A 13133-nucleotide genomic window follows, 5' to 3' on the forward strand; every position below is an offset into this window, starting at 1 on the left:
GCTTCGAGTAAAAGCAAATACGCATACAGCAGGCATACCACCGTCACGCTTTAACTTGCAGCTTGAAGCGTGAAGCTGCCGTTCACTGCTCATAGATCATCTTCTTGGTCATGCCGCCATCGACCACGAATTCCTGGCCGGTTACAAACCCGGCGTTTCTCGACAGCAGCCAGGCCACCATCGCCGCGACGTCCTCGACCGTCCCTACCCTGCCCGCCGGATGCTGGGCATGATCGGCCTCGCTCAATGGCTCGGCACGTCGCACCGAAGGATCGCGCGCGTCGATCCAGCCAGGGCTGACGGCATTGACCCGGATCTCCGGACCTAGACTGATGGCCAACGCATGCGTCAGGGCCAACAAACCGCCCTTGCTCGCCGCATAGGCCTCTGTGTCGGGTTCCGACTGCCCCGCGCGGGTCGAGACCAGATTGACGATGGCACCGCTGTGAGCGCGCAGGTACGGCGCACAGTGCTTGGCCAGCAACATCGGCCCACTGAGGTTCACCGCCAACACCCGATTCCAGTGAGCCAGGTCGAGGCTTTCCAGGGTGATGTTGTGCGGATCGGCAACCGCTGCGTTGCATACCAGCGCATCCAGGCGCCCGAACTGGCCGAGCACCTCGGCCACGCCCAGCGCGACTTGCCCCTCGTTGGAGACATCCATGGCGATGAACCAGGCGTTGTCGCCCAGCACTTTCGCCACTTTCGAACCGCGCTCCCGATTCAGGTCCGTCAACACGACTTGCCAGCCTTCGCTGATCAGCCAGGCCGAGATCCCCAGGCCGATGCCCCGCGCAGCTCCGGTCACCAGCGCTACGCGGCCATTTGAGCCAGTGGTCGGTGTAGACAACTCGATCACAACGCAGCCAGACCGCGTGCCAGATCGGCTTGCAAGTCCGCCACGTCTTCCAGGCCGACCGCTACGCGGATCAGGCTGTCACGAATGCCCGCCGCTTCCCGCTCCTGCGGCGCCAGGCGACCATGGGAGGTGGTGCTCGGATGGGTGATGGTGGTCTTGCTGTCGCCCAGGTTGGCGGTGATCGATATCAGGCGCGTGGCATCGATAAAGCGCCAGGCGCCCTCTTTGCCGCCCTTGACCTCAAAACTGACGACCGCACCGAAGCCCTTCTGCTGACGCAGCGCCAGCTCGTGCTGCGGATGGCTCTTGAGGCCGGCGTAGTGGACTTTCTCGATGCCTTCCTGCTGCTCCAGCCACTCGGCCAGTTGCTGGGCGTTGGCGCAATGGGCCTTCATCCGCAGGTTCAGGGTTTCCAAGCCTTTGAGGAAGATCCAGGCATTGAACGGGCTCAGGGTCGGACCGGCGGTACGCAGGAATCCAACCACTTCTTTCATCTGCTCGCTACGACCGGCGACCACGCCACCCATGCAACGACCCTGGCCGTCGATGAACTTGGTGGCCGAGTGCACGACGATGTCCGCGCCCATTTTCAGCGGCTGCTGCAAGGCCGGGGTGCAGAAGCAGTTGTCGACCACCAGCATCGCGCCTTTGGCGTGGGCGATTTTCGACAGCTCGGCGATGTCGACCAACTCGGCCAGCGGGTTGGACGGCGACTCGACAAACAGCAATTTGGTGTCGGCCTTGATTGCCGCATCCCAGCCGGACAAGTCCGCCAGGGCCACGTAATCGACTTCAATGCCAAAACGCTTGAAGTATTTCTCGAACAGGCTGATGGTCGAGCCGAACACGCTGCGCGACACCAGCACATGATCACCGGCGCTGCACAGGCTCATCACCACGGCCATGATCGCGGCCATGCCGGTGGCAGTCGCCACGGCCTGCTCAGCGCTTTCCAGGGCGGCAATGCGCTCTTCGAAGGCGCGTACGGTCGGGTTGGTGTAGCGCGAGTAAACGTTGCCCGGCACTTCGCCAGCGAAGCGCGCAGCGGCGTCGGCGGCGGTACGGAACACGTAGCTGGAAGTGAAGAACATCGGATCACCGTGTTCGCCTTCCGGCGTGCGGTGCTGACCGGCGCGTACGGCCAGGGTATCGAACGCTACGCCTTCTAGGTCGCTGTCCAGCCGACCGGCATCCCAATCCTGACTCATGCTGTCACTCCTTTCCCTATTCTCGTAAATTAAAAGCCAGATACAAAACCGGCCCCTCAGGGCCGGTAACTACTCAGTTGTTGTACAGATCGATGATCGCACTGACTGCCTGCGTCTTGACCTTGGAGGCATCGTTGCGCGCCTGCTCGATCTTGTTCAGGTAAGCCTCGTCGACGTCGCCGGTGACGTACTGGCCGTCGAACACCGCGCAATCGAACTTTTCGATCTTGATCTTGCCGCCACCGACCGCTTCGATCAAGTCAGGCAGGTCCTGATAGATCAGCCAGTCGGCGCCGATCAGGTCAGCCACGTCCTGGGTCGAACGGTTGTGGGCGATCAGCTCGTGAGCGCTCGGCATGTCGATGCCGTAGACGTTCGGGTAGCGAACCGCTGGTGCCGCGGAGCAGAAGTAGACGTTCTTGGCGCCGGCTTCGCGGGCCATCTGGATGATCTGCTTGCACGTGGTGCCGCGAACGATGGAGTCGTCCACCAGCATCACGTTCTTGCCGCGGAATTCCAGTTCGATGGCGTTGAGCTTCTGGCGTACGGATTTTTTCCGCGCGGCCTGGCCCGGCATGATGAAGGTCCGGCCGATGTAGCGGTTCTTCACGAAGCCTTCGCGGAACTTCACGCCCAGGTGGTTCGCCAGTTCCAGCGCGGCGGTGCGACTGGTGTCCGGAATCGGGATGACCACGTCGATGTCGTGATCCGGACGCTCGCGCAGAATCTTCTCGGCCAGTTTCTCACCCATGCGCAGGCGGGCCTTGTAGACCGACACGCCGTCGATGATCGAATCCGGACGCGCCAGGTAGACGTGTTCGAAGATGCACGGCGTCAGGGACGGGTTGGTCGCGCACTGACGGGTGTACAGCTTGCCCTCTTCAGTGATGTAGACCGCTTCGCCCGGCGCCAGGTCGCGAATCAGGGTGAAGCCGAGCACGTCCAGGGAAACACTTTCCGAGGCGATCATGTACTCGACGCCTTCGTCGGTGTGACGCTGGCCGAAGACGATCGGACGGATACCGTGCGGGTCGCGGAAGCCGACGATGCCGTAGCCGGTGATCATCGCCACGACGGCATAACCACCGACGCAACGGTTGTGCACGTCGGTGACGGCGGCGAAAACGTCTTCTTCGGTCGGCTGCAACTTGCCGCGCTGGGCCAGTTCGTGCGCGAACACGTTGAGCAGCACTTCCGAATCGGAGTTGGTGTTGACGTGGCGCAGGTCAGATTCGTAAATCTCCTTGGCCAGTTGTTCAACGTTGGTCAGGTTACCGTTGTGCGCCAAGGTGATGCCGTAAGGCGAGTTGACGTAAAACGGTTGAGCTTCGGCCGACGTCGAGCTGCCCGCGGTTGGATAACGCACATGGCCAATACCCATGTGACCGACCAGGCGCTGCATGTGACGCTGATGGAACACGTCACGTACCAGGCCGTTGTCCTTGCGCAGGAATAACCGGCCATCATGGCTGGTCACGATACCGGCAGCGTCCTGGCCGCGGTGCTGGAGGACGGTTAGCGCGTCATACAGCGCCTGATTGACGTTCGACTTACCGACGATACCGACGATGCCACACATGCGACGCAACCCCTACTTAATGGATCTGAACTGAGCACTACTCACTGAGGCGTTTTGGCCATCGGCAAGAGTTGCTCCTTGAACGGAATATCAGCGGGTACGCTGATTCCGCTGGCAAGCCACTGACTACTCCACCCGAGGATCAGGTTTTTGGACCAGTCTGCAACCAATAGAAATTTTGGCACGAGCTGTGACTCTTTCCACCACCCGTCCTGCTGTACCGGCCCCAGGCTCAACAGCCCGACGGCGATGACCACCAGCAACCCGCCACGCGCGGCGCCGAAGGCCATCCCGAGGAATCGGTCGGTCCCGGAGAGCCCGGTGACGCGAACCAGTTCGCCGATAAGATAATTGATCATTGCGCCTACGATTAAAGTGGCGACAAACATGATGGCACAGCCCGTGATTATACGTGCCGATGGCGTTTGAATGTACCCGCCGAGGTACTCGGACAGTGAGCCACCGAACATCCAGGCTACGACTCCTGCGATGATCCAGGTCAGCAGCGACAGTGCTTCTTTGACGAAGCCGCGGCTCAGACTGATCAATGCGGAGATGGCGACGATTGCTACGATCGCCCAGTCAACCCAGGTAAATGGCACAGTGCAGCCTACAGACGGATAAGGCGGCGCATTTTAGCAGAGCCCATGCTTATCGGTAAGCTGCGATTGTCAGTGCATTTCATATCGAGGCGATAGTTTTAGCCACGTTCCGGCTGAAAGCGCACCACAAACCCCTTGAGGTTCTGCTGGCGGTTCAGCAAGTCACGCAGCCGGTCGGCTTCAGCGCGCTCGATCAACGGCCCGACAAACACCCGGTTTTTGCCGTCGGCGGTACGGATGTAGGCGTTGTAGCCCTGGCTGCGCAGGGTTTTCTGAAGCTTTTCCGCGCTTTCACGGCTCGACAGGCTGGCCAGCTGCACCGACCAGCTGACAGACAAACCATTGGCATCGACACGGCTTTGCGTGGTGTCCGGCTTGCCCGGTGCCGCGGTGATCGGCTGGGCAGGCGCCGTTGCAGGTTTAGCCGCCAAAGCCGGGACCGGCGCAGGTGCAGCCGGCTTGGCTGCTGGCGCTGGAGCAACGGGTGCAACTGGTGCAACTGGTGCAGTTGGCACCGCCGATTCCTGCTGGGCGATTTCGTCATCGCTCGGCACAGGTTCCTGAGGCAGCGTTTGTGGTTCAGGCACCACCACCGGCTCGACCTGTACCTGGGGCATCGCTGGCGCCTGCGGAGCCGCAGGCGCTTCGACCGTCACCTGGCGCTGTTCGTCCTGGCGGGAAAACAGCATCGGCAGAAAAATCACCGCCAGCGCGACCAATACCAGGGCGCCAACCATGCGCTGTTTGTATGCCTTATCCAGCAATGCCATTTGCCGCTTCCTCCGTGGAGCGCCGGGCCAGCCATTCAAGGGCCTCGGCGACACAATAAAATGATCCGAACAACAGGATTTCGTCGTCGTTCGAGGCCTGCGCGCATTGCCCTTCCAGGGCGGCCGCTACGCTGCCGTATGATGTAACCGACGCACCAAGACCTTGCAACGCATCGTGCAAATCCGCAACCGGACGCGCCCGAGGCGAATCCAGGGGTGCAACGGCCCAGTGCTGGACACTAGCATTCAATTCGCCGACAACACCACCCAGGTCTTTGTCCGACAGCAGCCCGAACACCGCCAGACGCTTGCCGACCGGCGGGCGACTGGCCAGGCGACGAGCCAGATACTCCGCCGCATGGGGGTTGTGCCCCACATCCAGCAATAGATTCAAGCGCTTGCCTTGCCACTCGAACTCACGGCGATCCAGACGACCGACCACCTTCGTTGCCCGCAGCGCCTCGATAATCTGCGCATCCACCCAAGGCAAGCCGAGCAGCAGGTACGCCTGCAACGCCAGCGCAGCGTTTTCCATCGGCAGATCGAGCAGTGGGAGGTCGCGCAGTTCAATCGCGCGCCCTTGCCTATCGACACCGCGCCATTGCCAGTTGTGATCGGTCACACCGAGGTCAAAATCGCGCCCACGCAGGAAAAACGGGCAATTGAGCTCGCGCGCCTTGTCCAGCAGAGGTTGTGGAGGATTCAGATCGCCACAGAGCGCAGGCGCGCCCTTACGGAAAATACCGGCCTTCTCGAAGGCCACGGACTCTCGGGTATCACCCAGGTAATCCGCATGATCGACGCCGATGCTGGTGACCAGCGCCATGTCGGCGTCCACCACGTTGACCGTATCCAGACGACCGCCCAGACCGACTTCCAGCACCACCGCATCGAGCCCGGAGCGCTGGAACAGCCAGAATGCCGCCAGGGTGCCCATTTCGAAGTACGTCAGGGAAGTGTCGCCGCGCCCGGCCTCTACCGCGACAAAGGCCTCGCACAGCTCGGTATCAGTGGCTTCGACACCATCGACCGTTACCCGCTCGTTGTAACGCAGCAGGTGCGGGGAGTTGTAAACCCCCACTTTCAAGCCCTGGGCCCGCAGCAAGGACGCCACGAACGCACAGGTGGAACCCTTGCCGTTGGTCCCGGTGACCGTGATCACCCGAGGCGCCGGCTTGCCCAGTCCCATGCGGGACGCTACCTGCTGCGACCGCTCCAGGCCCATGTCGATGGCCGAAGGGTGCAACTGCTCAAGGTAGGCGAGCCATTCGCCAAGGGTACGTTGGGTCATAGGCTGGCAGGTACCGGTGGAACCACGATCGGCTCGATAGGTGCAGCCACGAACTTCGGCGTCGGCTGGCCCATCATTTGCGCCAGCAGGTTGCCCAGGCGTGGACGCAGTTCCTGACGGTCGATGATCATGTCGATGGCACCGTGCTCCAGCAGGAACTCGCTGCGCTGGAAGCCTTCCGGCAGTTTTTCACGCACGGTCTGCTCGATCACGCGCGGACCGGCAAAACCGATCAACGCCTTCGGCTCGCCGACAATCACGTCGCCCAGCATCGCCAGACTGGCGGAAACGCCGCCGTAGACCGGATCGGTCAACACGGAAATGAACGGGATGCCTTCTTCGCGCAGACGAGCCAGCACCGCGGAGGTCTTGGCCATTTGCATCAGGGAAATCAGCGCTTCCTGCATCCGCGCACCGCCGGAAGCGGCGAAGCAGATCATCGGGCAACGTTTTTCCAGGGCGTAGTTGGCGGCGCGAACGAAACGCTCACCGACGATGGCGCCCATCGAACCGCCCATGAAGGAAAACTCAAACGCCGAAACCACCACCGGCATGCCCAGCAAAGTACCGCTCATGGAAACCAGCGCGTCTTTTTCGCCGGTCTGCTTTTGTGCAGCGGTCAGGCGGTCCTTGTACTTCTTGCCGTCGCGGAACTTCAGACGGTCAACCGGCTCCAGGTCCGCACCCAGCTCGGCACGGCCTTCAACATCGAGGAAGATGTCGATACGGGCACGGGCGCCGATACGCATGTGATGGTTGCACTTGGGGCAAACGTCCAGGGTCTTTTCCAGCTCCGGACGATACAGCACAGCCTCGCAAGACGGGCATTTGTGCCAAAGACCTTCAGGCACCGAGCTCTTCTTGACCTCGGAACGCATGATCGAAGGGATCAGTTTGTCTACTAACCAGTTGCTCATGCTTTCTTTCTCCAGTACCGGCGGCCCGAACGCTCTGGTTCGCGGCCCCGTGTATGCCCTAGCGCTAAATTCATGTGTGCGAAGAGGGTTGATGGACTGCCACGGTCAGCGCGAAACATGACCTGCGTGCAACCACAAACCCTCGGATCTGCCTGCTGTGTGCAGTGCATCCGCTTTGTACAGTGCAGTGGACGGCGGCAGTCTGCCAGCCGTCACATCAACAGGTGCTACCGCGTACCGCTTTGATAAATGCCTGAACCTTGGCGTGATCCTTGATGCCCTTGCTCGCCTCTACCCCGCCGCTGACATCCACGGCATAAGGCCGAACGCGGGCTATCGCTTCGGCGACGTTTTCCGGCGTCAGACCGCCCGCCAGAATGATCGGCTTGCTCAAGCCTTGCGGTATCAATGACCAGTCAAATGCCTCCCCGGTTCCTCCGGGAACGCCTTCGACATAGGTATCGAGCAGGATTGCGCTGGCACTGGCATAAGCATCGCAAGCCGCGGCGATGTCATCTCCCGCCTTGACCCGCAGCGCCTTGATGTACGGACGGTGCCAGCCTTCGCACTCGGCCGCGCTTTCATCGCCGTGAAATTGCAGCAAGTCCAGGGGTACCGCGTCGAGCAGCTCACCTAACTCGCAACGGCTCGCATTGACGAACAGTCCCACGGTGGTCACGAATGGCGGCAGCGCCTTGATGATCGAGCGCGCCTGCTGGAACGTCACCGCACGGGGGCTTTTGGCGTAGAACACGAATCCGATGGCATCCGCCCCGGCCTCGATGGCTGCCAACGCATCCTCTATGCGGGTAATCCCACAGATCTTGCTGCGAACGGCTGACATGTCGACACAACTCCAAGACAAATCCGGGAAAGTCCCGGATGGTAACAAAAGCATTCGAGGGCGTCAGCCGCCAAGTTCCGAGAAGCCGGTCAGGAAGTGTGGACCGATGTAACGCTCGGGCAATTGGAACTCGTCACGGTACTCGACCTGAACCAGATACAAACCGAAGGGATGCGCGGTCACGCCACCGGTGCGTCGAATCCGGCTCTCCAGCACCTCTTTCATCCACTCCACCGGACGCTCTCCGGCACCAATGGTCATCAGCACACCAGCGATGTTGCGCACCATGTGATGCAGGAAGGCGCTGGCGCGAATATCCAGCACGATCATCTTGCCGTGACGGGTGACACGCAGGTGATGCAGTTCTTTGATCGGCGACTTGGCCTGGCACTGGCCGGCGCGAAATGCACTGAAATCATGGGTGCCGAGCAGGTACTGGGCCGCCTCGGCCATGCGTTCGACGTCCAGCGGACGGTGGTTCCAGGTCACTTCTTCGTTCAGGTGCGCCGGGCGAATCTGATCGTTGTAGATCACGTAGCGATAACGCCGGGCAATGGCCTTGAACCGCGCATGGAAATGCGCCGGCATGACCTTGGCCCAACTGACACTGACGTCGTGGGGCAAGTTGATGTTGGCGCCCATGGTCCAGGCCTTCATCGAACGATCGACCCGGGTGTCGAAATGCACCACCTGTCCGCAGGCATGCACCCCGGCGTCGGTACGCCCGGCGCACATCAGCGAAACGGGTGAGTCGGCGACTTTGGACAAGGCGTTTTCGAGGGTTTCCTGCACGGTAAGCACCCCGGACGCCTGGCGCTGCCAGCCGCGGTAGCGCGAGCCTTTGTATTCGACGCCCAGCGCGATCCGGAAAAAGCCGTCGGCTGCCATTTCGGCGGCCGGGTTATCTATATTTGCCAAGGAGGGACAGCCTGATGATGTACCAAAGGCCGGTATTATAAGGCCGCCGGGCGGGGATGCCAGAGGGATCTCCACTGACTGTTCCGGCCTCATCGCGGGCAAGCCCGCTCCCACAGGGTTCTGTGGCGCTCGCAAAGTCTGCGAAGGGGCCACTGCAGACGACATCAACTCATCGACCAAACAAAAACGGCAGCCTCAATAGGCTGCCGCTTTTTTACAATCTACCGATCACTCAAGCCAGGCGCGAAAGCATTTCCTCGGCTTCACTCTTCTGCTCGGCACTGCCTTCGCTTACCACCTCATTGAGGATGTCACGAGCACCGTCGCTGTCGCCCATGTCGATATAGGCCTGAGCCAGATCGAGCTTGGTAGCGGCTTCGTCAGTGCCCGAGAGGAAGTCGAAGTCATCATCGCTATCCAGCGCGGCATCAGCTTCGGTAAAGGTCGGCTCGCCGATGCTGTTGGACAGGCTCTCCAGTTCGGCGTTGACATCATCCAGCTCGGCCGCGAACGCATCCGGTGCGCCCATTTCGTCGGCCAGCGACAGATCGAAATCGGCCGGCAATTCCAGGTCATCCAGCGCGACCTCAGGAACAGCCGGGGTTGCGGCAACCGGGAAATCCTTCACGCCCTCATCCAGATCCAGCAGGAAATCGTCTTCAGCCAACATTGCCGGTGACGGTTGCGCACCGAGATCCAGGTCAAGGTCGAAGTCCGACAGATCGTCGAGGCTTTCCTTGATTTCATTCTGCTGCTGCAACACCGACTCAAAACTCAGATCGTCGTCCAGCGGGAACTCTTCCAGGTCTGCCAGCGCCGCCACTTCAGGTTCCGGTGCAGGGACAGGCGCAGGCGCCACAGGTGTAATCGCGTCCAGATCATCCAGGCTCAGGTCGAAGGCGCTGTCGAGGTCATCCTCGAACGGCATTGGCTCTGGCTCTGGCTCTGACGCCGGCGCTTGCGGCTCATCGAGCAACAGGTCCTTGACGTATTGCGCGTCCAGCTCGGCTGCAACGGCGGCTGCGGCGATGCCACCGGCAGCCACCAGTGCCATGGCCGGGAAGCGGCTTTTGAGCTTTTCAACCTGGGCGAAGTTGTCGCCATTGGCCACCAACTGACGCTCCTGGCCGACGAACGCATCGCGGTCGCCTTGCTGGCCGTAGACTTCCATCAGTTTCAAGCGCAAGTCGCTGCGCTTGGGCTCTTGCTTGACGCCGTCCTCCAGCAACGCGGCAGCCTGGTTCAGGCGACCAGCATTGATGTGCGCTTGAGCCTGGCCCAGCACGTCGTCGGAACGCTCGGCAGCGGGCGCCACCAATGGCGCGGCGATCGGCGTGGTCATCACCACCGGAGCAACCACCGGCGCTGGCGCGGGAGCAGGCGCCGGGGCATTCGCCAGCTTCACGCTCGGCGGCGGAACTTCCAGGCCATCGAAGCTGCTTTCCGGCAAGTCGAGATCGGCCGAGAACGGCTGCTCCTCGGCCAGGGCACGAGCCATGCGCAGATGCTTCTCGGCTTCTTGCTGGGCTTTGCGGCGACGGGCCAGCAACAGCAGCAAGAGCAGCAGAATTACCGCACCGCCACCCACCAGGCCCAGCAGCACCGGATTGGTCAGCAATTCATTGAATTTCTGATCGTCGGATGCCGCTGGTGTCGCTTCAACGGGCTTCTCGGCCACCGCCGGAGTTGCCTCGGAGGCAGGCGCAGCGGCAACCGGTGCAGGCGCTGCGGCCGGGTTGGCAGCCAGCTCGGCCGACATTGCCGGTGCTGTCGCAGCCGCTGGTGCAGCCGCAGAACCCTCGGTTTGCAACTTGGCCAGTTGATTGTTCTTCAGCTCGATCAGGCGCTGCAGCTTGTCCACCTGACTTTGCAGGTCGGCCATGCGGCTTTTCAGTTCGGCGTTATCACGACGACTGGTGTCGAGGCTTTCCTGGGTCACCGCCAGCTTGTTGCTGAGGGCCTTGGCATCTCCGGCAGCCCCTTTGCCAGGGTTCTTGCCGGATTCGGCAGACACCAGGCTCAGTTTGTCGGTGGCCGCTTGCGCCGGAGCAACATCGGTGCGAGCGCGATTGGTGGCGTCAAGCTGTTGCTGCCCTGCCCCGGGTTTCGCCACATAACGGCGACCCTGGCGCCAGGCCTTGTTCTGTGCGGCCACTTCGGCAATGGCCTTGGTTTGCGGCAGGCCGGTGCTCTGTGCCTGATCCGGCATGCGCAGCACCTGGCCGGTTTTCAGGCGGTTGATGTTGCCATCAATGAAGGCGTCCGGGTTCAGCGCCTGGATAGCCAGCATGGTTTGCTGGATCGAACCGCCATTACGTGCCTTCGCGGCGATTTCCCACAGGGTATCGCGCGGCGTGGTGGTGTATTGGGACGGCTTGGTCGCACCAGTGACGGGCGCGGCAACCGTTGAGGTCGGTTGCGCAGCCGCTTCAGCGGTTTGCGGCGAGAATTTGGACGGATCGAGCAGCACACTGTAGTCGCGCAGCAAACGGCCGTTCGGCCACATGACCTGAACCAGGAATTTCACCATGGGTTCGGAGAGTGGCTTGCTGGAGGTCACGCGCAGGATGCTTTTGCCGCTGGCGTTGAGCACCGGGGTGAAGGTCAAGTCGTTGAGAAACGCCTGACGGTCGACACCGGCCTTGGCGAAATCGTCTGGTGAGGCCAGGCTCGGCACCACTTCGGCGGCGGTGAGATCCTTGACATCGAGCAGCTCGATTTCCGCCACCAACGGCTGGTTGAGCGTCGATTTCAAGGTCAACTCCCCGAGCCCGAGGGCATGCGCCATACCGGAGGACAGCGCCGAGGCGGCCGCTATTGCTAACACCAGTTTGCGAACTTGAACCATTAGCTCATCCTTAGTTTGAACATTCCTCGGCCAGCGAGAAGGTATTGATAGCCGCTGCCGTAAGGCATTGCGCGCAACGGCGAGGGTCGTCGCGCGCGGTCATTTCATTGATGCCCGGCAAAGCCCCGCAGAGTGGCTCGCCTTCAGCACCCCGGCAAGCATAGGCTCGCGGGGAATCATTCGACAAATTGTTGCAAAGTATCTTTTACAGCAGGTCTTTTATCAACAACTCGGCCAGCTGCACAGCGTTGAGCGCCGCGCCTTTGCGTACGTTATCTGACGTCAGCCACAGATTAAGTTCCGACGGGTCGTCAATACCCAGGCGAACCCGACCAACGTAGACCACATCCTGACCTACCGCATCGCCCACCGGAGTCGGGTAATCGCCGGCTTCCACCAGCTCGATGCCGGGTGCGTCTTCCAGGGCCGCATTGACTTTCCCCAGGTCGATTTCACTCGCGGACTGCAGGGTCACGCTATAGCTATCGCCAAAAAACACCGGGGCTTGAATGCAAGTGACGGAAATCTTCAATGAAGGCAGCGCCATGACCTGACGCAGCTCACGCACCAGGCGTTTTTCCAGCAACGTATGACCTTGCTCATCCGGCTTGCCGACCTGGGCCAAAAGGTTGAAGGCCATCTGCCGATCAAAGAATTTCGGCTCCAGTGGACGCACATTCAGCAGCTCGGCGGTCTGCCGGGCGAGCTCGGTCACGGCTTCGCGGCCCTGGGCCGATACCGCAAGGCTCGCGGTCAGGCTGACGCGCTGCAAATCAAGCAAACCCATCAGGGGCGCGAGCACCACTGCCAGGGTGGTGGCCGACGGGCTTGGGCTGCTGACCTGAAAGGGCTTTTTCAAGCCGGCCAACACCTGGGCGTTGGCCTCAGGCACGACCTGTGGCGCCTTTTCAGCTGCCAGGGCACCGGAGAGATCGATCACCGAGCAACCGGCATCGGTCGCGCGGGAAGCGAAACTCAACGAAACCGCCGGGCCGGCGGCAAAGAATGCTAATTGCACCTTGCTGAAGTCGAACTCATCGACTTCCCGCACCCGCACGTTCTTGCCGCGAAACGGCACCGAACTGCCGGCCGATTCGCTGCTGGCCAACAGGTGAAGAGTGCCGATCGGGAAATCGCGTTCTTCGAGAATCTGCACGAGTGTTTCGCCGACAGTACCGGTGGCGCCGATCACGGCAATATCAATGGTCTGGCTCATGGGTTTTACCTCTGGCGAAACGGGGGGAGCGGCACTTTACCGGGTGGGTGAGATACAGGCAATTCTGCCGGGTCTTGCGGT

11 protein-coding genes are annotated in these 13133 nt (G+C 61.3%); all 11 read right to left on the bottom strand.

Going from position 1 to position 13133, the window contains the following annotated elements:
* Window positions 1-82 precede the first annotated feature (82 nt).
* Entirely contained in the window at window positions 83-859 is a 777-nt protein-coding gene (locus KGA96_RS15710) for an SDR family oxidoreductase (RefSeq protein WP_046038189.1), read from the bottom strand.
* On the bottom strand, window positions 856-2067 hold the full coding sequence (locus KGA96_RS15715) for an O-succinylhomoserine sulfhydrylase (protein WP_223513525.1): 1212 nt from the start codon (window positions 2065-2067) through the stop codon (window positions 856-858). Before KGA96_RS15715 ends, KGA96_RS15710 begins: the two co-directional genes overlap by 4 nt.
* Before the next feature lie 73 nt (window positions 2068-2140).
* Complete coding sequence (gene purF / locus KGA96_RS15720; RefSeq protein WP_046038187.1) at window positions 2141-3646, bottom strand: amidophosphoribosyltransferase; 1506 nt, start codon at window positions 3644-3646, stop codon at window positions 2141-2143.
* Between the two features lie 41 nt (window positions 3647-3687).
* A complete protein-coding gene (locus KGA96_RS15725; RefSeq protein WP_007975669.1) occupies window positions 3688-4248 on the bottom strand; it encodes a CvpA family protein in 561 nt (186 codons plus the stop codon).
* Window positions 4249-4346: 98 nt separating this feature from the next.
* Window positions 4347-5018: an SPOR domain-containing protein gene (locus KGA96_RS15730; protein WP_223464700.1), complete on the bottom strand. Its 672-nt coding sequence runs from the start codon at window positions 5016-5018 to the stop codon at window positions 4347-4349.
* Window positions 5002-6309, bottom strand: a complete 1308-nt coding sequence (folC, locus tag KGA96_RS15735) for a bifunctional tetrahydrofolate synthase/dihydrofolate synthase (RefSeq protein WP_223464702.1) — start codon at window positions 6307-6309, stop codon at window positions 5002-5004. The genes KGA96_RS15730 and folC overlap by 17 nt, the downstream gene beginning before the upstream one ends.
* A complete protein-coding gene (gene accD / locus KGA96_RS15740) occupies window positions 6306-7226 on the bottom strand; it encodes an acetyl-CoA carboxylase, carboxyltransferase subunit beta (protein WP_046038184.1) in 921 nt (306 codons plus the stop codon). Before accD ends, folC begins: the two co-directional genes overlap by 4 nt.
* A 217-nt stretch (window positions 7227-7443) precedes the next feature.
* Window positions 7444-8070, bottom strand: coding sequence for a phosphoribosylanthranilate isomerase (locus KGA96_RS15745; protein WP_046038183.1), 627 nt, complete (start codon window positions 8068-8070; stop codon window positions 7444-7446).
* Between the two features lie 63 nt (window positions 8071-8133).
* Window positions 8134-8958, bottom strand: a complete 825-nt coding sequence (gene truA / locus KGA96_RS15750; RefSeq protein WP_223513574.1) for a tRNA pseudouridine(38-40) synthase TruA — start codon at window positions 8956-8958, stop codon at window positions 8134-8136.
* A 262-nt stretch (window positions 8959-9220) separates the two neighbouring features.
* Window positions 9221-11836: a FimV/HubP family polar landmark protein gene (locus KGA96_RS15755; RefSeq protein WP_223513527.1), complete on the bottom strand. Its 2616-nt coding sequence runs from the start codon at window positions 11834-11836 to the stop codon at window positions 9221-9223.
* 205 nt (window positions 11837-12041) lie between these two features.
* Window positions 12042-13052 carry an aspartate-semialdehyde dehydrogenase gene (locus KGA96_RS15760; protein WP_223464704.1) on the bottom strand — a complete coding sequence of 337 codons (1011 nt, stop codon included), beginning with the start codon at window positions 13050-13052 and terminating at the stop codon, window positions 12042-12044.
* Between the last annotated feature and the right edge of the window lie 81 nt (window positions 13053-13133).

Source organism: Pseudomonas sp. GL-R-26 (assembly GCF_019947365.1).
Lineage (GTDB): Bacteria > Pseudomonadota > Gammaproteobacteria > Pseudomonadales > Pseudomonadaceae > Aquipseudomonas.

What these genes read in the sequence shown, in the direction of transcription:
- KGA96_RS15715 (WP_223513525.1), bottom strand. Translation starts at nt 2,067, where the DNA reads ATGAGTCAGGATTGGGATGCCGGTCGGCTGGACAGCGACCTAGAAGGC.
- KGA96_RS15745 (WP_046038183.1), bottom strand. Translation starts at nt 8,070, where the DNA reads ATGTCAGCCGTTCGCAGCAAGATCTGTGGGATTACCCGCATAGAGGAT.
- accD (WP_046038184.1), bottom strand. Translation starts at nt 7,226, where the DNA reads ATGAGCAACTGGTTAGTAGACAAACTGATCCCTTCGATCATGCGTTCC.
- purF (WP_046038187.1), bottom strand. Translation starts at nt 3,646, where the DNA reads ATGTGTGGCATCGTCGGTATCGTCGGTAAGTCGAACGTCAATCAGGCG.
- KGA96_RS15755 (WP_223513527.1), bottom strand. Translation starts at nt 11,836, where the DNA reads ATGGTTCAAGTTCGCAAACTGGTGTTAGCAATAGCGGCCGCCTCGGCG.
- KGA96_RS15760 (WP_223464704.1), bottom strand. Translation starts at nt 13,052, where the DNA reads ATGAGCCAGACCATTGATATTGCCGTGATCGGCGCCACCGGTACTGTC.
- KGA96_RS15730 (WP_223464700.1), bottom strand. Translation starts at nt 5,018, where the DNA reads ATGGCATTGCTGGATAAGGCATACAAACAGCGCATGGTTGGCGCCCTG.
- truA (WP_223513574.1), bottom strand. Translation starts at nt 8,958, where the DNA reads ATGGCAGCCGACGGCTTTTTCCGGATCGCGCTGGGCGTCGAATACAAA.
- folC (WP_223464702.1), bottom strand. Translation starts at nt 6,309, where the DNA reads ATGACCCAACGTACCCTTGGCGAATGGCTCGCCTACCTTGAGCAGTTG.